The 22,016-nt window shown below is 59.7% G+C and carries 22 protein-coding genes; 6 read left to right on the plus strand and 16 right to left on the minus strand.

Features of this window, described 5'->3' with window-relative positions; translation table 11 throughout:
• Window positions 1–19: 19 nt before the first annotated feature.
• The 11 genes from RBB32_RS10930 to RBB32_RS10980 form a co-directional block, all read right to left on the minus strand.
• Window positions 20–553 (minus strand): prepilin peptidase, encoded by a 534-nt coding sequence (locus tag RBB32_RS10930; protein ID WP_306152743.1) that lies wholly within the window; start codon window positions 551–553, stop codon window positions 20–22.
• Window positions 554–577: 24 nt separating this feature from the next.
• A complete protein-coding gene (locus tag RBB32_RS10935; RefSeq protein WP_306152744.1) occupies window positions 578–1,423 on the minus strand; it encodes a lipopolysaccharide assembly protein LapB in 846 nt (281 codons plus the stop codon).
• A 30-nt stretch (window positions 1,424–1,453) separates the two neighbouring features.
• Window positions 1,454–2,011 (minus strand): tetratricopeptide repeat protein, encoded by a 558-nt coding sequence (locus RBB32_RS10940; RefSeq protein WP_306152745.1) that lies wholly within the window; start codon window positions 2,009–2,011, stop codon window positions 1,454–1,456.
• A gap of 13 nt (window positions 2,012–2,024) precedes the next feature.
• On the minus strand, window positions 2,025–3,005 hold the full coding sequence (locus RBB32_RS10945; RefSeq protein ID WP_306152746.1) for a type II secretion system F family protein: 981 nt from the start codon (window positions 3,003–3,005) through the stop codon (window positions 2,025–2,027).
• A 12-nt stretch (window positions 3,006–3,017) separates the two neighbouring features.
• Window positions 3,018–3,986, minus strand: coding sequence for a type II secretion system F family protein (locus RBB32_RS10950; protein ID WP_306152747.1), 969 nt, complete (start codon window positions 3,984–3,986; stop codon window positions 3,018–3,020).
• Between the two features lie 5 nt (window positions 3,987–3,991).
• Window positions 3,992–5,428 carry a CpaF family protein gene (locus tag RBB32_RS10955; protein ID WP_306152748.1) on the minus strand — a complete coding sequence of 479 codons (1,437 nt, stop codon included), beginning with the start codon at window positions 5,426–5,428 and terminating at the stop codon, window positions 3,992–3,994.
• Window positions 5,429–5,446: 18 nt separating this feature from the next.
• On the minus strand, window positions 5,447–6,670 hold the full coding sequence (locus RBB32_RS10960; RefSeq protein WP_306152749.1) for an AAA family ATPase: 1,224 nt from the start codon (window positions 6,668–6,670) through the stop codon (window positions 5,447–5,449).
• 265 nt (window positions 6,671–6,935) lie between these two features.
• Window positions 6,936–7,604, minus strand: coding sequence for an OmpA family protein (locus RBB32_RS10965; protein ID WP_306152750.1), 669 nt, complete (start codon window positions 7,602–7,604; stop codon window positions 6,936–6,938).
• Window positions 7,605–7,621: 17 nt separating this feature from the next.
• Window positions 7,622–9,040 (minus strand): type II and III secretion system protein family protein, encoded by a 1,419-nt coding sequence (locus tag RBB32_RS10970; protein WP_306152751.1) that lies wholly within the window; start codon window positions 9,038–9,040, stop codon window positions 7,622–7,624.
• A gap of 201 nt (window positions 9,041–9,241) precedes the next feature.
• The gene (gene cpaB / locus RBB32_RS10975) at window positions 9,242–10,114 is read right to left on the minus strand and encodes a Flp pilus assembly protein CpaB (RefSeq protein ID WP_306152752.1); all 873 of its coding nucleotides are present in this window, start codon (window positions 10,112–10,114) and stop codon (window positions 9,242–9,244) included.
• A 229-nt stretch (window positions 10,115–10,343) separates the two neighbouring features.
• Window positions 10,344–10,556, minus strand: a complete 213-nt coding sequence (locus RBB32_RS10980) for a Flp family type IVb pilin (protein WP_306152753.1) — start codon at window positions 10,554–10,556, stop codon at window positions 10,344–10,346.
• Between the two features lie 359 nt (window positions 10,557–10,915).
• Between RBB32_RS10980 and RBB32_RS10985 the strand changes: the two genes are divergently transcribed.
• A complete protein-coding gene (locus RBB32_RS10985) occupies window positions 10,916–11,728 on the plus strand; it encodes a lytic transglycosylase domain-containing protein (RefSeq protein ID WP_306152754.1) in 813 nt (270 codons plus the stop codon).
• A 52-nt stretch (window positions 11,729–11,780) separates the two neighbouring features.
• On the opposite strand, the gene RBB32_RS10990 is transcribed toward RBB32_RS10985, so the two are convergent.
• The 3 genes from RBB32_RS10990 to topA all read right to left on the minus strand — a co-directional run bounded on the left by RBB32_RS10990 (window position 11,781) and on the right by topA (window position 15,786).
• Window positions 11,781–12,407 carry a 3-oxoacid CoA-transferase subunit B gene (locus tag RBB32_RS10990; protein WP_306152755.1) on the minus strand — a complete coding sequence of 209 codons (627 nt, stop codon included), beginning with the start codon at window positions 12,405–12,407 and terminating at the stop codon, window positions 11,781–11,783.
• A 3-nt stretch (window positions 12,408–12,410) separates the two neighbouring features.
• Window positions 12,411–13,106 (minus strand): CoA transferase subunit A, encoded by a 696-nt coding sequence (locus RBB32_RS10995; protein WP_306152756.1) that lies wholly within the window; start codon window positions 13,104–13,106, stop codon window positions 12,411–12,413.
• Window positions 13,107–13,224: 118 nt separating this feature from the next.
• Window positions 13,225–15,786 (minus strand): type I DNA topoisomerase, encoded by a 2,562-nt coding sequence (gene topA, locus RBB32_RS11000; protein ID WP_306152757.1) that lies wholly within the window; start codon window positions 15,784–15,786, stop codon window positions 13,225–13,227.
• Between the two features lie 141 nt (window positions 15,787–15,927).
• Here topA and RBB32_RS11005 point away from each other — a divergent pair, with 141 nt between their 5' ends.
• Complete coding sequence (locus tag RBB32_RS11005) at window positions 15,928–16,359, plus strand: hypothetical protein (RefSeq protein WP_306152758.1); 432 nt, start codon at window positions 15,928–15,930, stop codon at window positions 16,357–16,359.
• On the opposite strand, the gene dprA is transcribed toward RBB32_RS11005, so the two are convergent.
• Both dprA and tldD read right to left on the minus strand, forming a co-directional pair.
• Window positions 16,356–17,528 carry a DNA-processing protein DprA gene (gene dprA / locus RBB32_RS11010; protein ID WP_306152759.1) on the minus strand — a complete coding sequence of 391 codons (1,173 nt, stop codon included), beginning with the start codon at window positions 17,526–17,528 and terminating at the stop codon, window positions 16,356–16,358. The two genes, RBB32_RS11005 and dprA, sit on opposite strands and share 4 nt — an antisense overlap.
• Window positions 17,529–17,767: 239 nt before the next feature.
• The gene (tldD, locus tag RBB32_RS11015; protein ID WP_306152760.1) at window positions 17,768–19,189 is read right to left on the minus strand and encodes a metalloprotease TldD; all 1,422 of its coding nucleotides are present in this window, start codon (window positions 19,187–19,189) and stop codon (window positions 17,768–17,770) included.
• A gap of 190 nt (window positions 19,190–19,379) precedes the next feature.
• On the opposite strand from tldD, the gene coxB reads away from it, so the two are divergent.
• The 4 genes from coxB to RBB32_RS11035 all read left to right on the plus strand — a co-directional run bounded on the left by coxB (window position 19,380) and on the right by RBB32_RS11035 (window position 22,013).
• Window positions 19,380–20,234: a cytochrome c oxidase subunit II gene (gene coxB, locus RBB32_RS11020; RefSeq protein ID WP_306152761.1), complete on the plus strand. Its 855-nt coding sequence runs from the start codon at window positions 19,380–19,382 to the stop codon at window positions 20,232–20,234.
• A gap of 78 nt (window positions 20,235–20,312) precedes the next feature.
• The gene (cyoE, locus tag RBB32_RS11025) at window positions 20,313–21,257 is read left to right on the plus strand and encodes a heme o synthase (RefSeq protein WP_306152762.1); all 945 of its coding nucleotides are present in this window, start codon (window positions 20,313–20,315) and stop codon (window positions 21,255–21,257) included.
• 1 nt (window position 21,258) lies between these two features.
• Window positions 21,259–21,426, plus strand: coding sequence for a hypothetical protein (locus RBB32_RS11030; protein ID WP_294620476.1), 168 nt, complete (start codon window positions 21,259–21,261; stop codon window positions 21,424–21,426).
• Window positions 21,426–22,013: a cytochrome c oxidase assembly protein gene (locus RBB32_RS11035; RefSeq protein ID WP_306152763.1), complete on the plus strand. Its 588-nt coding sequence runs from the start codon at window positions 21,426–21,428 to the stop codon at window positions 22,011–22,013. The genes RBB32_RS11030 and RBB32_RS11035 overlap by 1 nt, the downstream gene beginning before the upstream one ends.
• The last annotated feature ends 3 nt before the right edge of the window (window positions 22,014–22,016 follow it).

Consider the following 22,016-nt stretch of genomic DNA (forward strand, 5'->3'; position numbering starts at 1 on the left):
GGCGGGGCATCGGTGTGCGTTACTGGCCAAGCACGGCGCCCATCACCAGATAGCTGGAAAGCGCAAGGCCCAGGCCGGTGCCCATGGGAATGGTGAATTTTTGGCCCTTGCCCACGGACTCGGTTTTACTGGGGTCTTTGCCTTGCCAACTGGCCCAATCGGGCGCGAGGTTCTTGATCGGCGTGTGATAGGAAATCAGCACCGCAAGGCTGGCCCCGATCATCGAGGCGATCAGCAGGAATATGACCAGTCCGATATCGCCGGGATGCACGAAAAGCGCGGCGACGGCCATGAATTTCACATCCCCGCCGCCCATCTGGCGGGCCATCCACATGAGAAAGCCATAGGCGAAGGCGATGGCATAGCCGGCAAAGCGCCATAGGAAATCGGTAAAGGGCAGTGTGACGAGACCGATGGCCACGAAGACAGCAAAAAGCGCCCAGACCGTCAGGTTCGAGATGCGCTTGTGCTTGAGATCCACATAGAAGGTGAAAATACAGATCGGCACGCAAAACAGCGCGAAAAGCGTGGCCTGAGAGGCATCAATCTGCATGACCCTTATCCTTCGCCCGCGAAGTTACCCTTCGAGCGCCCGAAGCGAGCGTACGGCCTCTTCGAAGTGCTGCGGGTGTGTATCAATCGCGTCGCGCAGGAGGCCTTTGCCTATGCCGGTGTCCCCCTGTTTGACGGCCGAAAGCGCAAGCGTGTAGAGCAGTTGCGCGCGTTCCTCTTGCGACGTGGGCATCACGGGAAGCGAGTATTTCTTCTGGGCCCCGCGCGCGAGAACGAGGTTGTTCTTGGCGGTAAAGAGGCTTTCATCCTGACGGATGGCATCGGAGAACAGGCGTTCGGCGGCGGCGAAATCACCGCGGGTGAGTTTCGAATAGCCCCAATTGTTCATCACCCCCGCCGGTCGCGTGGTAAGGCCCACGGCCGTTTCATAGAAACTATCGGCCTTTTTCCATTCCTGGTTGCTGTCGGCGATCATCGCCTCAAGCCGGTAACGCTTGAAGGTTTCAAACGTGGGCGGAATGCCATCAAGGACGGTATCGGCGCGTTCCCATTCATTGTTGCGGATCAGGGCATCGGCGAAATCGACGCTGTCGTCGTCGGTTGCATCCTTATGTTCGGTCACGCGTTTCCATGCCGGGACGGCCTCGGTAAAGCGTTTGGCGCGGACGAGGGATTTTGCAAGGCCACGCTGTAGGTCGATGCGATTGGGCTGTTCGCCGACGGCGCGCTGGAAGTAGGCCACTGCTTCGTTGGGGTCTGCCACCGTCAACATCACATCGTTGAGGTTGGTTTCGTCAACGACATTCACGCCCTGAAAGGCACGATCCACGTCTTGCCCGCTGGGTTCAGAGCACGCCGAAAGGGAGAACGCGCCTGCAACGCATACAGAAAGAAGAATAGGGTGGCGCATCTTTGCGTCCTTTTACTGCCTTCGCCTCGATCATGGTATCTTGCGTATCAAGTAGTCACTGCTGCCACGCCGTACCAATTTGTAGTCTTGTTCGTTTTCAGTACCATAATCGGAATTATCCGATTTTGCGAGTGCTAACCGCAAATTGTCGCGAATTGAGTCACTTTGGCCATTGTCTATGGCATATGCGCGACGGAAAACCTGTGCCGCTTCGGCGGTTTTGCCGCGTTCCATGAGCACTACGCCGAGGTTGTTCCAGACTTCCGGCACGTCTTCGTCTTTCTCGATCGCGTCGCGCAGAAGGCGTTCGGCGGTGCCAAGACGCCCTAAACCAAGATTGGCGCTTCCGATACCGGCGATGACCTCGGCGGTCATGCCTTGGGTGACAGCGGCCCGCGAATAGGCATCAATCGCCAGTTCATATTCGCCCGCATCCATAAGGCGGTGCCCGACGACCATGCCGTCGACCGCATCGCCGTTCTGGGCCACGCCCGGGGCATAGGGATTGTCACGCGACACACCATCGCCCTGGCCGGTGCACCCGGTCAGGGCGAGTGTCAGGAACAAGATGCTGCTTGTGCGTATCATCGCACCCTTGGTTTTATTGGGCCGCCATCGCGAAGAGATCCATGATACCCAGAACCGATGGCCCCACGAGAATGATCAGTAGTGGGGGCACTGTAAGCATCATGGTGGCCAATGTCATCTTGGTTGGCAGTTTGTTGGCTTTTTCTTCTGCGCGCATGACCCGTTTGTCACGCATTTCGGCGGCGTAGACGCGCAGGGCCTCGGCGACCGAGGTGCCGAATGTCTGCGACTGGATCAAAACCGTTACGAAGCTGGAGATATCCTGTACCCCGCAACGCTCGGACATTTCGTGCAGAACCGAAGGCTTGTCGCGGCCCGCCTTGATCTGGTGTGCGACGATTTCATATTCTTCGGAGAGCGCGGGAAAGGACACACGAATTTCGCGTGCCACCCGGATGATTGCCTGGTCCATGGATTGGCCGGCTTCCACGCAGGTCAGCATCATATCAAGGCTGTCGGGGAAACCGTCGGTGATTTCTTCCTGGCGTTTCTGCTTGCGCTTGGTGACCCAGTATTTGGGCAGCATGTAGCCCACGCCGCCCGGCGCAAGGATATAGAGCAGGGTTTGCTGTGTCGTGGTTTCATCGCCGGAAACGAAGATGATGAAATAAAGCACGCCCAGAACCAGCAGGCCCAAGGCCAGGGTCAGCTGTGCAAAGTGGAAATACCGCACCGCATCGCGGTCGCGATAGCCTGCCTGCATGAGCGTCAGGCGCATCTGTGAAAGCTGTTTTGCATCCTGCGGTTCGAGGAAGTTGGCGTATTTGTCCAGCTTCTCGTTGCGGGTGCCTGAGCGCAGCTTTTTCTTGGGTTGATCGACTTTCTCGTCGCGCGCGCTTTTCTTGAGTTTTTCAAGCGGGTCCTGCGATTCCTTGATCAACAAGGGGATCGTGACCAGAACCAGGACAACACCGAGCGTGCCAACCACGATGAGCGGGCCAAAGGGCCCAAGCACATCGGTCATGAGTTGTTGGATGTTGGTGAGGAATTGCATGGCGATATCCTTTTACACCTTGATGTTCACAAGCGCGCGCATGACGAGCAGGTTCACGGTCAGGAAAATGCCCACGACGATACAAGCCGGGATGAAGAAAGGATGCTCCATCGCGTCGTCGTAGTAATTTGGGTCAAGAATATTGATGCCAACGAGGGCCAGCAGAGGGAACCCCGAGAGGAACTTGCCTGACCACTGGGCCTCGGCGGTGATGGCCTTCACCCGGCGGAACAGGCGGAAGCGCGAGCGGATCACCTTGGCCAGACCATCGAGGATCTCGGCAAGGTTGCCACCGGATTGTTGTTGGATGGTCACGGCCACTGCCAGAAAGCGCAAATCCTGCATGTCCAGACGTTCGGCCATATCCTTGAGGGCCTCGCCCATGTCACGGCCATAGGCGGCTTCGTCCGCGATCATGCCGAATTCGGAGGCCAATGGATCGGCCACTTCGGTGGCGACAATGCCAAGCGCAGAGGAGAACGGATGCCCCACCCGCAGGCTGCGCACCATGAGTTCGATTGCATCGGGTAGTTGTTCTTCGAACATGCTCATGCGTTTCTTGGCCTTCATGTTGATCCAAGTGAAGACCCCGCCCACGCCGATGGCAACCGAGATAACGGCCCGAACCGCCGCGCCTGTCGCGGTGCCGACAGTCAGGCCGATGAAGGCCAGAACGCTGACGGCGATCATGATCATGATCAACTGCTTGGGCGTAAAGGCGATGGCCGCCTTTTGCGCCTTGTCCGCAAGGATCGCGTAAAGCGGAACGCGACGCGCCTTGAGGTGCTGTTGCATCTCCTTGCGGAGTTTCTCCATCACCTCTTCGCGGTTGCCGCCCTTGTCGAGCATTTCAAGGCGGCGGTTCACCCGGTTGTTGAGGCTGATCGAACGACCGAAGACGGTAAGGTAAAGGCCCTCGACGAGAACCAGAACCCCGACGAAGATCAGACCGTAAATAATCGGTTCTGCGCTGATGCTCATGAATTTTACTCCGCGGCGATGGGTTCATAGATGCTGGGGGGCAGGTCGTAGCCCCACAGGCGGAAACGTTCGGAAAAGTTCGACCGCACACCGGTGCCGGTGAAATGGCCGATGATCTTGTTGTCGGGCGTCAGGCCGACCCGCTGGAAGCGGAAAATTTCCTGCATCGAGATCACATCGCCCTCCATGCCGGTCACCTCGGTGATCGAGGTCATGCGGCGCGAGCCATCCTGAAGGCGCGACGCCTGCACGATCAGGTTCACGGCCGAGGCAATCTGGCTGCGGACGGCCTTGATCGGCATCTCGATGCCCGACATGGCGATCATGTTTTCCAGACGCGCGACCCCGTCGCGCGGGTTGTTGGCGTGGATCGTGGTCATTGATCCGTCGTGGCCGGTGTTCATGGCTTGCAACATGTCGATGACTTCCTCGCCACGTGTCTCACCCACGATGATCCGGTCAGGGCGCATCCGAAGGGCGTTTTTCAGGCAGTCACGCGGGCTGACCTCGCCCTTGCCTTCTACGTTGGGCGGGCGGCTTTCCATACGACCGACGTGAATCTGTTGCAGTTGAAGTTCGGCGGTATCCTCGATGGTGAGGATGCGTTCGGCATTGTCGATGAATGACGACAGCGCGTTGAGCGTTGTCGTTTTACCCGACCCTGTCCCGCCCGAAACGATTATATTAAGACGACAGGCGACAGCGGCCTGAAGATAGGCGGCCATTTCCTCGGAGAAGGCACCGAAATTCACCAGATCGTCGATGCCCAGCTTGTCCTTTTTGAATTTCCGGATCGACACGAGGCTGCCGTCAACCGCGATGGGGGGCACCATGGCGTTGAAGCGAGACCCATCGGCGAGACGCGCGTCCACGTAGGGGTTGGATTCATCAACCCGGCGGCCCACGGCGGAAACGATCTTGTCGATGATCCGCAGAAGGTGCTTTTCATCCTTGAAGGTTACATCGCTCAATTCGAGCCTGCCGTCGCGCTCAACGAAAATCTGTTGTGGGCCGTTGACGAGAATATCGTTGACCGTGTCGTCCTGCAGAAGCGTTTCGAGCGGCCCGAGGCCGCGCACTTCGTCATAGAGTTCCTGCGTCAGGGTGGTGCGATCTTCTCGGTTGAGAACGATACCGCGTTCTTCCAGCACCTCGCCCGCGATGGAACTGATTTCGGCGCGCAGGTCGGCCTCGGTCGCGCTTTCGAGTGCGGCGAGATTGAGGTTGTCCAAAAGCGCGCGGTGCAGTTCCAGCTTGATTTCGCCAAGCCGTTCCTTGCGCTTACGCTCTTTATCTTCGACCACGGGGCGGGCCGCCGCCTTCTGGGACGGACGACGCAGCGATTGCGCCTGTTCCACCGGCTTTGTCTTGGGCATTTCAACCGGCGCGGGGGCCGGTGCCGATTTGGGTGCTGGGGCGGCTTTCTTATATTTCGAGAACATCGCGGTGCATCCCTTCTGTTAGGCGGCTTCGGCGTCGTTCTTGCCAAGCGCATGCAATGAGCTGGCAAGTTTGGCGATTTCCTTGCGAAGCGGGTTTTTCGCGGCGCAATTGCCCAGCGGCGTGCCTTGGTCGGCGCCTTGCGAAACCGGGCGCCCCCCATCGGGGAGCTGGACCTCGATTCCGATTTCAAGGCTTTCGCTCAGGCGTTTGACCCGGCTTTTGCCGTTCAGGTCGGTGAATTTCGGGGCGCGATTGAGGCAATAGCGCAGTTTCTCGATCGGAAGGTCCTCGGATTTCAGGGCACGTTTGAGCCGCAGGGCGTTTTGCGCCGAGCGCATGTCGAGTTCGAGGGTGCAGAAATAGATCTGGGCCGAGGTGAGAATAGTTTCGGTCCATTGCACCAGCGTCGGGGGCATATCGACGATCACATAGTCGAAATGCCGACGCGCGATATCAAGAACGCGCGTGACATCCTCGGGTGTGATCAGGTCAAGCGGCAACATATCGGACGGCGCTGTCAGGACCCAAAGCTTGTCATCAAAGGTCGTGAGCGCCTGTTTGAAAATGTCCTCGTCCATTGAATCGGTGTCGGACCACAACTCGTAAACCACGTCGCGGCGCGGCAGGTCGAGGTATGTCGCGACCGAGCCGGTTTGCAGGCCAAGATCAATCAGGCACACCCGCGGGGAGTTTTCTTTTTCAACGGTGGCCAGTTCCCAGGCAAGGTTGACGGCAAGGGTCGTGGCACCGGTGCCGCCCGCGATCGGCTGTACGCCCAGAAGCACGCCATCGCCCACGCGTTGAGAGGTGTTGAACGGCGAATGCGCCGGTTGCGGCGCGGCCTCTTCCACTTTCCTCAAGCGCTCGATCGCCGCCTCCAGTTCACCTTCGGGCAGGGGGTATGGCACGAACTCATGCGCGCCCTGGCGCAAAAGTTGGTGCAGGGCGGAGGGGCTGACATCCTCGGCGATGAGAATCACCTTGATGCCGCGCGCATTCGCGAGGCCGATGACCTCGCCCAGCATGACCAGTTCGTTCTCGTCGGTTTCATCAATCGCGATTGCCACGAACTCCAGAGACTCGGCCTCGGGCTGATTGAAAAAGGCCAAAGCCTCGGTGAAACCGAGGTCACCCCAGTATTCGCCGAGCGCGGTTTCCATGTCTTCGATCAGAAGGTCGAAGTTCTGGACGTCGCGACTGATCGTGCATGCGACGATCGGGCTGAGTTCTGTTTGTGCCATCGAACCACTCGTGTTTGTTACCGAATCTCCTCGTTGGACAGCCCTTCTGCGAGAGGATTTTTCGAATCCAGTCAGCATGGGGCCGGTATTTCCCTTGGCGGAAGACTCTCTTGCCTGCAGAGAACTTCGCCGAAAATCTTGGCAACATTTGGGCTAAAAAAACGTATTTGTGCGATGATCCGATACAAAAAATAACCCGCCGTTGAGGCGGGTTTTTTAGTTGGCCCGGCCATGGCCGGACAGGGAGAAAACGAAAGGCCCTTGGTCAGCCGCCCGATGCAACGCCAAGCCCCTGTTGGCTTTCGACGTTGGTCAGACCGGATGGCGGGACCGCGCTATTGATGTATTCGCGATAAACGACCTCGGCGTATTTGCCCTGCATCACGATGGGGTGTGATCTGACGAAACCCGATACTTCGGTCACGGTGCGCCGGTTGCGGCGCTCGCGGCCCTGGGTGACGATCAGGGGCTGGCTTTCGCCGAAGGATACAACCGCTTCAAGGCGGGCGCGGCTTATGCCTTGGCTAACGAGATAATTTACCACGGTGTTGGCACGGCGCATGCCAAGCGACTTGTTATAGGCGCTTGAGCCAACCTTGTCGGTATGGCCGTAAACGCGGAAACGCACTTCGGGGAACTGTTTGATCCAATGTGCTTGTTCACGCAGGGTATCCCGCGCGCCCGCGTCGAGTTGAGACGAATTGAAGGCGAAGTTCACCGTGCTGAGCACTTCGTTCGCAAAACGGTTCGACAGGTCGAAGACATGGCTTTTCTCGCCGGTCATCACGAGGTGGTTATTCATGTTGGCATTGCCGAAGTTGCCACTATCGACCAGGGCGCCGGCCTCATGGGTATAGGAGCGGTAAACCTCTCCGGGTTGGGAGGAACAGGAGGTCAGGGCGACAAGCCCCGCAGTTGCGATAAGGTGTTTCATGTGCCCCTGCCTTTCCATCAATCCATCACGTACCCATAAGAGCCGCTGAAGTCTTGTTTTGCGACTTCTCCGGCCTTGCTTTGCGGGTTGACGGGTTTTGCCACGCGCCCGTTGAGGAAAAGATCCTTTTCGGAGGGCAGCTTGACCCGATCGGTCGGAAGGGCCAGCGCCTCGCCACGGGTAGGCGTGACAAGATGGGCCGAAATGATGATCACCAGTTCGGTTTGCGAACGGGCATAATCGGCACTGCGGAACAGGGCCCCGAGGATCGGCACATCGCCAAGCCAAGGAACCTGACCATTGTTGTCGCGGAAATCGTCTTGCAGAAGGCCGGCAATCGCAAAGCTTTGCCCATCGCGCAGCGACACCGTCGTCGAGGTGTCACGACGGCGGAAGGCATCGACGGTAAAGCCGTTTGTCGTGATGCCATTTGTCGGGTCGATCGACGAAACCGCCGCCGCGAGTTCAAGGTTGATGACGTCGTCGTCGATGACACGCGGCACGAAGTTGAGTTCCACACCGAAGGGTTTGAATTCAATCGTGGTGGAATCATTGTCCTGGGCGACCGGAATCGGGTATTCGCCGCCAGCCAAGAAGGTTGCCTCCTGCCCGGAAAGGGCCGTGAGGTTCGGTTCGGCCAACGTGCGAACAACGCCTTTGGTTTCAAGGGCTTCCAGAAGAATACCCACCTCGACCGATCCGACATCGAAACCGAAGGCGAAGGCTGCGTTATTGGTGGTCGTTGCCGGGACAGCGCCACTCAAGGTGTTGAGGATCGAGCCCTGTGTCGCCGTGCTGTTGGTGCCGCCGATTGCGCCCAGACCCGAGCCGCTGCGCCCGTCAATGGCCAGCGAGGTGGACAGGGCCTTGGAGACACTGCGCTGCATCTCGGCAAAGCGCACTTTGAGCATGACCTGCTGCTTGCCGGATACGACCATGAGGTTCGAAACCCGTTCCGGGGCGTAGCGTTGCGCCAATTCCAAGGCACGATCCATGCGGGCGTTGCTGGAGACACTGCCAGAGAGAACGATACCGTCGTTGGCCGAGCGAACTTCGATTTTCTCGCCCGGCAGGATTTGGCGCAGGCGTTCCTTGAATTCCGAGATGTCCGCAGCAACCCGAACCTCGACATTGGTGATCAACCGGCCATTGGCATCTAACAGGGTCAATGTCGTGCGGCCCGGCGTTTTGCCAAGGACGTATATCGTGCGATCCGACAGCGTTGAAAAATCCGCGATCGACGGGTTCGCGATGCTGAGTTCGGCGAACGGCACATCGCTTTCGACAACGACAGCGCGGTTCATTGGAACGCTGAGATCACGGTTGGCACCTTTACGTACCACGGTGATGTTCTCTGCGATGGCCGTGGTCGCAATGGGTCCACATGCCACAGCCAGCCCAAGCAGGGCCGCCTTCACAAAAGGTAACTTTTTCATGTGACCTGCCTTTCCGATCACGCCTCAAATTATCGGGTCTTTGCGCCCGGATTTTGGGACAGTTTGCGGCAATTCGAAATTTTTTTCAAGAATCAATGGGTTTTGGGGTGGAAATGTTGTGAATTTGAAAAATCTGTTGCCAACAAACGACGGGGCGCTGGTGATCAGCGCCCCGTTTTTCGGCGTTTGCTTGTGGATCGATCAGTTCGTGCAGGGGATTTCGCTGATGATGACTTCGGCACCGCGCCGTGTACGGATGGTACAGACTTCTTCGCGCGCCTTTGGCTCGGCCTGCGGCGTTGCCTCGGCAATTCCAAGAAGCTGGCGCTGGTCGATTTCAATCGCTTCGGCCACGGTATCGTCTTCGATCCCGACAAGGGACAAGGACAGGCGCCCCGTCGATTGGGCCTGTGCCAATGCCGCGACTTGCTGTGGCTGCAGGGCGACGGTTACGGTGCGGGCGATCATGGCTTCGGTCAGGTCGACATCGGCCAGTTGGTCAACCGCGATCAGGCGCACGCCGGTTTGGATAAGCTTCGTCACCTCGCCGGTCGAGTTGTTTTCCGTGCGCACGCCACCGCGACCGATATCCCCGGTCCAATAGATATCGACCTTGTCACCGGGGCGCAAAAAGCCGGAGACCCCGCTTGAGACATCGACCTTGATGGCGAAAGCGCGTTCGCCGCGTTCAAGGCGCGATGTGATCCCGGCCTCTTCGCCTGCATTGGTGACTTTGCTGGCGAGAATGGGTTCATTGGTTGCCATTGCCCGCAGAACCGAACGAGGTTCGTCATCGCCTTCGGGGAAAAGGGCGCCTTCGCTTGTGAAGACACCTTTGGGAAGCGCCTGCCTGGGGAACTTGGTCAGGCGAACGTGTTTTTTCATGAGGCGCTGGCCGTATTTCAGATTACCGGTTGCAACGAAAACTTCGACCGTGTCGATTTCCGGCGCCCGCTGTGCGCGTTCCTGTGCAAGTTGGGCCTGATAGCCTTGAATATAGTTCTTGGCCATATAGACCGCGAAACCCGCAAGGCCGATCCCGACAATTAGCACCAGTCCAAAAACCAATCTCATGGCCTTTCCTTTCAAGGTTGCTGCGTTTCAAGGGCCACGACGCCCATGTTGATGCGTGAAAAACTAGATGGATAATGTGGCGAAATGAGGGATGCCGAATGTCTGTTTCAGGACATCTTCAGCATCCGTGCGTTGCATTGCTATGCTGCAAGCGGCCGGGCGTGGACACAAAAGGCCGCAAATCAACGATTTGCGGCCTAGAGCTATGTCACCTTAGGTGAAGGTCGGCTTATTCACCGTCATCGGCAAAGCCGATGTCGGGCGAGTCAACGGTGGTGCCGTCGAGGCCGGTCTGGATGTTCGTCGCCAGGTCGGTGATACCGTCATTGACGAGCGAGATGCCGGCAACGCCCAGGCCAACAACAGCTGCGGTCAGAACGACCCAGTCAACAGTTACGGCGCCGTCTTCGTCTTTGCGGAAGTTCTTGAAGAATTTGATCATGGTTGGTCCCTCCAAAGGATCGGTTACTTTAGGTTTCTCACCGTTCCGTCAGATTGCTGGGCCGCCTCTCTCTTGGCCCTCTGCCGTCTCGGTATGAGCAGATATAGCCAGCGAAATCAGGCAGGATTTTGTCTTGAATGGAACGATTTTCGTGAACCTATCTTTTTTTGGAGTGTCTTCATTTAAGTCATTGAAAAATAATGATTTAAAAAATTTTCTTGTATCGAGATTCTTTTTGGGGTTGTGGGTTTGCCTTGGGGAGGCATGAGGCCGTGTTTCCGTTTTTCCAACAAAGCTGGCTTTGAAAAGCGACTTTTGCCATACTGATCGCTAAAGAACCGAGGCAGAGCAGGCCCAAGATGCGATTTTTACCGATATTGTCTATCGGAGCACTTTTGTGCACTCCGATTCCCGTATTTGCAGGCGATCCGCCGCCGTTTCCGGAGTTTACCTTCAAAATGGGCAAGCCGCCGCAAAAGGGGGCGTCAAAACGGATCAATGTTCAAATCGAACCCGACGCCGCGCCGGCACCGAAATCAGCGGAGCAAGACAAGACACCGGATGCCACGACAAGCTTGGCCCATTATGCGTGGTTCTGGACGAAAGTATCGCCCGAGAGATCGGTAAATGGCTCGGAGCGCCTGATATTGGCGATGCAAAGCCTTGGCGATGGACCGGGCGGTCAAGCGGTCCAATCCCCCAGATTGCAGACGGTGCAACAGATTGCGCAGGCCCATGGGCCGGATATCCTGCGCTCGACCCTTGGCACGCGCGTGTCCCCGGCCCTGGCGCTTGCGGTGATTTCCGTCGAGTCTTCGGGTAAGACGTCGGCAGTCAGTCACAAGGGCGCACAGGGCCTCATGCAGTTGATGCCGGACACGGCAAAGCGTTTCGGTGTCAACGATAGCCTGAGCCCCGCTGAGAACATCAAGGGCGGTGTGGCCTATCTGGACTGGTTGATGAAAGAGTTCGGCAATGATCCGGTTTTGGCCCTTGCCGGGTATAACGCGGGCGAAAACGCCGTGAAGTCGCACGAGGGCGTGCCGCCCTTTGCCGAAACCCGGGATTACATTCCCAAGGTTCTGGCCGCCTACGAGGTGGCGCGCGCGCTGTGCAAAACGCCGCCTGTCTTGATTACGGATGCCTGCGCTTTGACCATCGCCAGCAACTGAAACGGGCGGCCCAAAAGGTGCCGCCCGCGATACAGTATATATAGGCCCTGTTTCAGACCACGGTCGCCTCGGTCGCGGCGCGCAGGTCGTCCTCGGACACGCCGGGGGCGCATTCGACGATTTTCAAACCGCCTTCGACCACATCGAGAACACCAAGGTTGGTGATGATGCGATTCACAACGCCGGTGCCAGTCAGGGGCAGGGTGCATGCCTTGAGCAGTTTGCTGTCGCCGTGCTTGTTGGTGTGGTCCATGACCACCACAACCCGGCGCACACCGGCCACAAGGTCCATCGCGCCGCCCATGCCCTTGACCAGCTTGCCAGGAATCATCCAGTTGGCCAGGTCGCCGTTTTCGGCGACTTCCATCGCGCCAAGGATGGCCATGGCGATCTTGCCGCCACGGATCATGCCAAAGCTGGTGGCGCTGTCGAAATACGAGGTATGAGGCAGTTCGGTGATGGTTTGCTTGCCCGCGTTGATGAGGTCGGGGTCGACCGCATCGTCGGTCGGGAAGGGGCCCATACCCAGCATGCCGTTCTCCGATTGAAGTGTCACATGCACGCCTTCGGGGATGAAATTGGGCACCAGCGTCGGGATACCGATCCCGAGGTTCACATAGGTGCCGTCCTCAAGTTCCTGTGCCGCGCGGGCGGCCATTTCATTGCGATCCCATGCCATGGTTCAGCCCTCCCGTACCGTGCGTTTCTCGATGCGCTTCTCATGCTCGCCCTGGATCAGGCGGTGCACGTAGATGCCCGGCAGGTGGATGTGATCGGGGTCCAGCTCACCGGGTTCGACGATTTCCTCGACTTCCATCACGCAGGTCTTGCCGCACATCGCGGCGGGCGGATTGAAATTGCGCGCGGTCTTGCGGAAGATGGCGTTGCCGGTTGTATCGGCCTTCCATGCCTTGACGATGCTGAGGTCGGCAAAGATGCCGCGTTCAAGGATATAGGTTTCGCCGTCGAAATCCTTGTGTTCCTTGCCCTCGGCGATCTGGGTGCCGACGCCGGTTTTGGTGTAGAAACCGGGGATACCGGCGCCACCGGCGCGCATGCGTTCGGCCAGCGTGCCTTGGGGGTTGAACTCAAGCTCAAGTTCGCCCGAGAGGTATTGTTGCATGAAGGTGTCGTTCTCGCCCACGTAGGAACTGAGCATTTTCTTGACCTGACGGGTTTGCAGAAGAATGCCGATGCCGAAATCGTCAACGCCCGCGTTGTTCGACGCGAAGGTCAGGTTTTGCACGCCCGCGTCCTTGATCGCCTGCAACAGAAGTTCGGGAATGCCGCACAGGCCAAAGCCGCCCGCGGCGATCAGCATATCGTCGCGCAGCAGCCCGTCCAATGCCTCGGCAGCAGAGCCGTAGACCTTTTTCATGGGGATACCTCCTTGGGAATACCGGTTCGAAACAAGGTATGCGGGGCAAGGCAGGCAAGAGTCAACGCGCCCACCGCAAAGATGGGCGCGTTATAGGGTTACTACGTATGGTACGGCGCTATTTCTTGGCCGCCGCTTTCTTCTTGGCGGGGGCTTTCTTGCCCTTGCCTTTCTTGGCGGCCTTTTCGGCGATCAGGTTCACGGCCATTTCCATGGTCACGTCTGCCGGGTCGGTTTCCTTGGGCAGGGTCGCGTTCACCTTCTCCCATTTCACGTAAGGGCCATAGCGGCCATCCATGACGTTGACGGGGCCGCCGGATTCCGGATGCTCGCCCAGTTCCTTGATCGGTTTGGCCGCCGCACCGCGCCCGCCGCGCCCGGGATTGGCGCGTTTCTCGGCCAGAAGTTCGACCGCCCGGTTCATGCCGATCTCGAACACCTCCTGGAATTCCTTGAGGTTGACATAGACCGGTTTCGCATCCTCGGGGCCTTGGTGCATGACATATGGCCCGAAGCGGCCAAGGTTTGATTTCACTTCGCCCCCGTCGGGGTGTTCGCCAATCAGGCGCGGCAGGGTCAGCAGCGTCAGCGCCTTTTCAAGCGTCATGTCGTCGGGCGACCAGCCGGGCAGGAAAGCCCCCTTGGCCTTGGGCAGCGAGGCGCGCGGCGGTTTCTTGTTTTCCGGCGTGGGTTCGCCGCGTTGCACATAAGGGCCGAAACGCCCGGCCTTGAGCCAAATCTCATCCTCGTCATCATGGCCAAGAAGGCGCTCATCCCCATCGGCCCCTTCGCCCGCAATGGGGCGGGTATAGGTGCATTCAGGGTAGTTGCCACAGCCCACGAAGCCGCCGGTGCGCGAGGTTTTCAGGTGCAGCTTACCGTTGCCGCACTTGGGGCAAATCCGCGGGTCAGTACCGTCTTCACGTGGCGGATAAAGCTGATCGGCAAGGGCCTCGTCCAGCACGTCCAGCACCTCGGTGATCCGCAACTCCGAGGTTTCGGCAATCGCCGCCGAGAAGTCGCGCCAGAAACGGGCCAGCACTTGCTTATAATCCACGTCGCCCGCGCTGACCTTATCAAGCTCGTCTTCGAGGTTGGCGGTAAACTCGTATCCCACGTATTTGCGGAAGAAGTTGAGCAAGAAGATCGTGACGATCCGGCCCTTGTCCTCGGGGATCAGACGGTTCTTGTCCTTGCGGACGTATTCGCGGTCCTGAATCGTGGTGACGATGCTGGCATAGGTCGAGGGACGCCCGATACCCAGTTCTTCCATCTTCTTGACAAGTGTCGCCTCGGTATAGCGCGGCGGCGGTTGGGTGAAGTGTTGTTCGGGGCTGACCTTGCGCTTGTCGGTCTTGTCGCCTTCCGAGATTTGCGGCAGGCGACGATCATCATCATCGACAACCGCGTCGTCGCGGCCTTCCTCGTAAACCTTCATGAAGCCGTCAAACAACACCACCTGGCCGGTGGCGCGCAGGCCGACTTGCCCATCCTGGCTGGCGATCTCGACCGTTGTGCGCTCCATGCGCGCGGCTTCCATTTGACAGGCCAGTGTGCGTTTCCAGATCAGGTCGTAAAGCTTGCGCTGATCCTGTTCGGTCACTTTGATCTGGCTGGCGTCGCGGTTCATATCCGTGGGGCGGATACATTCGTGCGCCTCTTGGGCGTTCTTGGCCTTGTTCTTATACATGCGCGGCGAGCCGGGCACATATTCCTTGCCGTAACGGTCGGCGATGGCGTCGCGCGCGGCATGCACCGCCTCGGGGGCCATGTCGATCCCGTCGGTCCGCATGTAAGTGATCAGGCCGGCCTCGTAGAGGCGTTGCGCGGCGCTCATGGTTTGGCGCGCGCCCATGCCGAATTTGCGGCTGGCCTCTTGTTGCAGGGTCGATGTCATGAAGGGCGGGGAGGGGTTGCGACTGGTCGGTTTGGCCTCGACCGAGGCAACGCTCAGGTCACGCGAATTGATCGCCTGCACCGCCAGTTCGGCCTGCGTTTCGTTCTCGATGTCGTATTTATCAAGCTTTTTGCCCGCCAGAACCGTCAGGCGGGCCTCGAACTCCTGACCGCGGGGGGTGGCCAGAAGCGCCTTGACCGACCAGTATTCGCGCGGCTTGAAGGCTTCGATTTCCATCTCGCGCTCGACGATCAGGCGCAGGCAGACCGATTGCACCCGGCCCGCCGATTTGGCGCCGGGCAGCTTGCGCCAGAGTACGGGGCTGAGGTTGAAGCCCACAAGGTAATCCAGCGCGCGGCGGGCGAGGTAGGCCTCGACCAGATCCCGATCGACCTCGCGGGGGTTTTGCATTGCCTCGGTCACCGCCGACTTGGTGATGGCGTTGAACACCACGCGGGACACGGGGGTGTCCTTCTTGATGGCGCGGCGTTTGCGCAGGGCCTCTTCAAGGTGCCAGCTGATGGCCTCGCCCTCGCGGTCGGGGTCGGTTGCGAGGATCAGGGCGTTGTCGTCTTTCAGGGCATCGGCGATGGCTTTGACGTGCTTGCGGGAGTCGTACCCGACCTCCCATTTCATCTCGAAATCATGCTCGGTATCGACCGATCCGTCCTTGGGCGGCAGATCGCGGACGTGGCCATAGGAGGCCAGAACCGTGTAGTCGGATCCCAAATACTTGTTGATTGTCTTGGCCTTGGCCGGGGATTCGACAACGACAACGGGCATGAAAACTCCTTTCGACTCATAGAGCGCGACTTATGGCGTCGGACCATGTGGGGTGGCAAGGGGAATTGTCAACGCAGGGGTTCGGCGGTTTGTCACAGGGGGCGGGGCTGACTAGACTATGAGCACAGAGGAGGAGTGGCGATGCGAAACTGGCTTGTTTTATTGGCCGTGGCGGTGCCCGGAGTGGCCCTGGCATGGGAAGAGCCGCAGCGCGGCAAAAAAATGCGCAGTGCCATGATGGATGCCCTGCGCCCACATGCGGAGTGGATGCTGGGCGCCCCGGTGGAGTTCGTGGTGCATAGCCTGAGGCAGTCCGGCGATGTGGGGTTTGCCAGCGTTCACGCGCAGCGCCCGGGCGGGCGCGCGATCGACATTGCCCGAACCCCGGGGGCGGCACGCGGACAGTTGGATGCCGAGTACATGGATGGCAGCAGCCTGCAGGCGCTCTACCGAAAGTCGGGTCAAACCTGGGTGGCGGTGCATTGGGCCATCGGCGCGACCGATGTATGGTATGCCGATCCGGCCCTTTGCCCCGAATATAAAGCCGTTATTCCCGAGGTTTGCGGCGGCTAACCGGCCTTGGAAACCGCAAGGCTTAGCAATCCGCCGGCATGGCGGCGGATGCGGCCATCCAGTTCCAGATCGGTCAGTGCCGGGGAGATATTGGCGGCAGGGGCCTTTAGGTCGCGGATCAATTGATCTTCGGCCAGGGGCGATGGGCCGAGGCGATCGAGGATTTGCTGATGCAGCGCCGCCGTGTCTTGCAGGCTCCGCTTGGGCGGCGCAGGGCGTGGCGGTGGGTCAAGCGGCATTTCCGTCTGGTGTTCAGCGGGTTGCGTCACGCCCTGAACCGGGCCAATCGCCTCGATCACGTCGTCGGCGTTGCGCACCAGTTGCGCGCCGTCGCGGATCAGCATGTTGCAGCCCGCGGCACGCGCATCGAAAGGATGGCCCGGCACGGCCAGCACCTCGCGTCCTTGGTCCAAAGCGGTGCGGGCGGTGATCAAGCTACCGGATTTGGCGGCGGCCTCGACAACGATGGTGGCACGGCAAAGGCCGCTTATAATCCTGTTTCTACGGGGAAAATGCCGCGCTTGCGGGACCGTGCCCATGGGCTGTTCCGACAGGCGCAGCCCGGTCTTGGCGATATCTTCGGACAGGCGGGTATTCTCGGCGGGATACATCACGTCGACGCCCCCGGCCAGAACGGCCACGGTGCCCGCCTCAAGCGTCGCGGTATGCGCGGCGGTGTCGACGCCACGGGCCAGTCCGGAGACCACGACAAAACCCTTGGCCGACAGGTCGGCGGCAAGGCCCCTGGCCATGCGTTGCCCCAAGGACGAGGCGTTGCGCGCGCCCACCATGGCCACCAGCGGGCGGTGCAATATTTCTGTGTCGCCAATTGTCCAAAGGATCGGGGGGGCATCAGGAATCTCAGCCAATTCAGGGGGATAGAGAGGATCCCCGAAGCACAGCATCTGCGCACCCGCTTGGGCGGCGGCCTTCAATTCGGCGCGCGCCACGCCTTCCGGGCATATCTGGTAATTCTCGACACCGGCGGCCTTGGCGACCTCGGGCAAGGCGGCAAGGGCCGCCTGTACTGTTCCGTGTTCTTTCATCAAGCGATGAAAGGTAGAGGGACCCACACGGCGAGATCGCAAGAGACGAAGCCACGACACCCGGTCATCTTCCGTGGTGGGTGGGAGTGGGGGGTGAGTGGAAGGATGTGTATCCTCGGTCATCGTGACTCCGCCTTCTTGCAAAGCCACTATTGGACGGGGTCGGTTAACGGTGGGTAAATCAAACCCACCCAGGATACGGATTTTTCGACAATTTCATGTAAAACACTGATAAGGCACAGTGATTTATTTGAAGATGCCCAGCTTTCATTGCTGCCGCCCTGTCGATCGCGGCCCGCAAGGCGGCGAAACGTCAACAGGGCGGGTGGTTGATGGCGCGCATGAGGGCGCAGGCATCGGCGTCAGGCTGCCGAGCCGCCCACGGTCAGCCCGCCGATCATCACAGTGGGCTGGCCCACGCCGACGGGCACCCATTGGCCTTGTTTGCCGCAATTGCCCATGCCGGGATCAAGCGCCATGTCGTTGCCGAGCGCGCGGATTTGTTGCAGCGCCGTTGCCCCGTCGCCAATCAGGGTGGCACCCTTCACCGGCGCCCCGACCTTGCCGTTTTTCACGCGGTAGGCCTCGGTGCAGGAGAAGACGAATTTGCCGTTGGTGATGTCCACCTGCCCGCCACCGAAGCCCACGGCATAAATCCCGTCTTTCAAATCAGCGACGATATCTTCGGGCGCGGTATCCCCGCCCAGCATATAGGTATTGGTCATGCGCGGCATGGGCGCGTGGGCATAGGATTCGCGGCGGCCGTTGCCGGTGGGCGCGACGCCCATCAACCGGGCGTTCTGCCGGTCTTGCATGTAGCCCACCAAGATACCGTCCTCGATCAGGGTATTCTTGCCCGAGGGCGTGCCCTCGTCATCCACGGTGATGGAGCCGCGCCGGTCGGGGATGGTGCCATCGTCCAGAACCGTCACCCCGGGGGCGGCGATGCGTTGGCCCATGAGCCCGGTAAAGGCAGAGCTGCCCTTGCGGTTGAAATCGCCCTCAAGGCCATGCCCGATCGCCTCGTGCAGCAGGATACCGGGCCAGCCGGGGCCGAGAACCACATCCATCACGCCCGCGGGCGCAGGTTCGGCGCGCAGGTTCACAAGGGCCACGCGCAGTGCCTCCTGCGCCTTGGCCTGCCAATCGGCGGGGTCGACCAGGCCATCGAGGCCCACGCGCCCGCCGCCCCCGGCGTTGCCCGCTTCACGGCGGCCGTCCTGTTCGACGATGACCGAGACATTCAGGCGCGTCATCGGGCGGGTATCCGTGACGTCGGTGCCATCGGGCCGCAGGATCACCACCTCCTGATGCGAGGCGGCGATGGTGGCGGTGACTTGCACGACGCGCGGGTCAAGGCCCCGGGCGAAATCGTCAATCTCGCGCAGGGTTTGAAGCTTGACCGGAAACTCTGCCCCGGCGATGGGATCGGCATCGGTATAAAGATGCGTGTTGGTGCGCGGCGGGGGCGGGGCCATGGTGCCGCCGCCATCGCCCACGGCCAGCCGCGCGGTTTCCACGGCGCGGGTCAGGGCGCCTTCCGAGATTTCCGAGGAATGGGCATAGCCCGCCACGTCGCCGCGCACAGCGCGCAGGCCAAAGCCTTGGGCGGCATCAAAAGAGGCGGTTTTCACACGGCCATCGTCAAAGACCAGGGCCTCGGACCGGCGACGTTCGAGAAAAAGCTCCCCATCGTCGGCACCTTGTGTTGCCTCGTTCAGCTTGCGCAGGGCCAACTCGCGGTCCAGCGAGGTGTCAAAAGGGCAAAAGGCGCTGTCTGTCATTTGGTCCTGCTCCTTGAGGTGCGGCAATTTGTTTGATCTAAATCAAAAAAGCGTCCGTTTGCCGCAATGGTCTTTCTTGTCTGATGCCCCAGAATATGGTTTCTAGCGGCGATGAAACAACGGGATTCCGTCCTAGGTACGGACCCAACCGCGAATATAGCAAGAGTGCTACAACCGATCAGGGTGAAAAATGCGTAGACTTTCCAGCCTTCTGGCCGCAATGGCCGCCTTCGCAGCCCTTCCCGCTTATGCGCAGGAAGGTCTTGAAATCATTGGCAAGCCGACCGAAGGGGGCACGGGTTTCCAACCGGCGGCGACCGAACTGGCGCGGGATTTGCAGTGGCTGGACGGGATGATCCTTGTGATCATCACCGCGATCACGCTGTTGGTCTGTGGGCTGCTGTTGATCGTGATCTTCCGGTATAACCGCAAGTCCAACCCGAATGCGGCAACCTTTACCCACAACTCGCCGTTGGAAGTGGCATGGACCGTGGTGCCCATCCTTGTGCTGGTGTTCATCGGCGCCTTCTCGCTTCCTGTTCTGTTCAAGCAGCAGGAAATCCCCGAGGCGGACGTGACCATCAAGGTGACCGGCAACAAGTGGTACTGGAACTATGAGTACAGCGACCACGATTTCGGTTTCGACAGCTTCATGCTGGCCCGCGACGAGCTGGAAGAATACGGTTATAGCCAAGGGGAATACCTGCTGGCCACCGACACCGCTGTCGTCGTGCCCGTGGGCAAGACCGTGGTGATGAATGTCACCGGGTCTGACGTGATCCACAGCTGGGCGATGCCGGCCTTCGGTGTGAAACAAGACGCCGTTCCCGGCCGTCTGGCGCAGCTTTGGTTTGCCGCCGAGAAGGAAGGAATCTATTTCGGCCAGTGCAGCGAACTGTGCGGCAAGGACCACGCCTTCATGCCGATCACCGTCAAAGTGGTCAGCGAAGAAGCCTATGACCAGTGGCTGACCGGGGCGATCGACGAGTATGCCGGCGATCCTTCGACCCTGCCGAACACGGTTGAGGTGGCTTCGGCCGATTGATCAAGGGTGGGCGCGTTTCAAGCGCGCCCATGACCGACCGCCAGGCGGCGCAGATGCGCCACCCCACCGGAGAGCATGATGAGCGACGCAAGTCTGAATACTTCCACGCAAACGCCGCCCTATGAGGCGCAGTTTGGCGATTACTTCGCGTTGTTGAAGCCGCGGGTGATGACGCTTGTGGTATTCACCGCCTTTGTCGGGCTTTATGCCGCGCCGGTTGCGACCAATCCAATCATTGGCTTCGTGGCGATCCTGTTCATTGCCGTGGGCGGAGGGGCCTCGGGTGCCCTGAACATGTGGTGGGATTCGGATATCGACCGGATCATGAAACGCACCCAGAAGCGGCCCATTCCGGCGGGCAAGGTGACCGAAGGGGAGGCCTTTGCCATCGGCATCGCGCTGTCGGGTTTTGCCGTGGTGATGCTGTCGCTGGCCACCAACCTGCTGGCCGGGGCGCTGCTGGCCTTTACCATTTTCTTCTACGTGGTGATCTATTCCATGTGGCTGAAGCGCTGGACGCCGCAGAACATCGTGATCGGCGGGGCCGCTGGGGCCTTCCCCCCGATGATCGGCTGGGCGGCTGCAACCGGCAGCATCAGCGTGGAATCTGTGCTGATGTTCACCCTGATCTTCATGTGGACGCCGCCGCATTTCTGGGCCTTGGCGCTGTTCATGAAAGGCGATTACCACGAGGCGGGGATTCCGATGCTGACGGTCACCCATGGCCGCCGCGCAACCCGCGTGCATATTATCGTCTACACGGTCCTTCTGGCCGCTCTGGCGGTCGGCACCGGTTTCACCGGTGTCGGTGGGCCGCTTTACCTTGCCGTCGCCGTGGTCTTGAACGCGCTGTTCGTCAAAGGTTCAATCGACATCTGGCGGCGCGACGAGGCCATTGCCGAGGCCGATGGCTATGCCGTGGAGAAGAAGTTTTTCAAGCTGTCGCTGCTTTATCTTTTCGCGCATTTCGGCGCGATCGCCTTCGAGGCGGCGCTGATGCCCTTCGGTCTGGGGGGCTGGTAAGATGGCCCTGTCGCGCCAGCATGACATGCACAAACGCCGGTTCAGCCGGAACCTTGGGCTAGGCGTTGTCTTGGCAGGGTTCGTGGTGCTGGTGTTCCTGTTGACGGTTGCCAAGGTGACCGATGACGGCTTCGAAATGCAATCGCAACAGACTCAGGAGGGGAACTGATGGCGATGGACAGCAAATCCAAGACGGTCGTGCGCCTTGTCGGTGTGGTTCTGACCATGGGGGCGTTGGCCTGGGCCTCGGTGCCTTTGTATGACTGGTTCTGCCGGGTCACCGGATTTGGCGGCGAAACCAGTGTCGCCACGGCCGGCAGCGACGAAATCCTGGAAAAAACCATCAAGGTGCGTTTTGACGCCAGCAAGGAGCGGGAATTCCCATGGGAATTCAAGCCGCTACAACGCGAGGTCGAGTTGCGCATCGGGGAAACCGGGCTGGCCTTCTACGAGGCCTACAATCCGACAGACAAGCCGATCGCGGGGCAGGCCAGCTATAACGTGGCCCCCTTCGAGGCGGGCGGCTTTTTCACCAAGATCGACTGTTTCTGCTTTAGTCAACAGGTCCTGCAGCCCGGTGAGCGGGTCGAGATGCCTGTGACCTTCTACGTCGATCCCGAGATCGTCACCGACCGGGACGCCAAGTACACGCACACGATCACTCTGTCCTACACTTTTTATCAGATCGACCTGCCCCAGGAGGAACAACAGGCCGCTCTTGATCAGGGCAGCAAAACCGATAAAAATCTGAACTAAGAC

The organism is Roseovarius sp. MMSF_3281, from assembly GCF_030733685.1.
GTDB lineage: Bacteria > Pseudomonadota > Alphaproteobacteria > Rhodobacterales > Rhodobacteraceae > Roseovarius.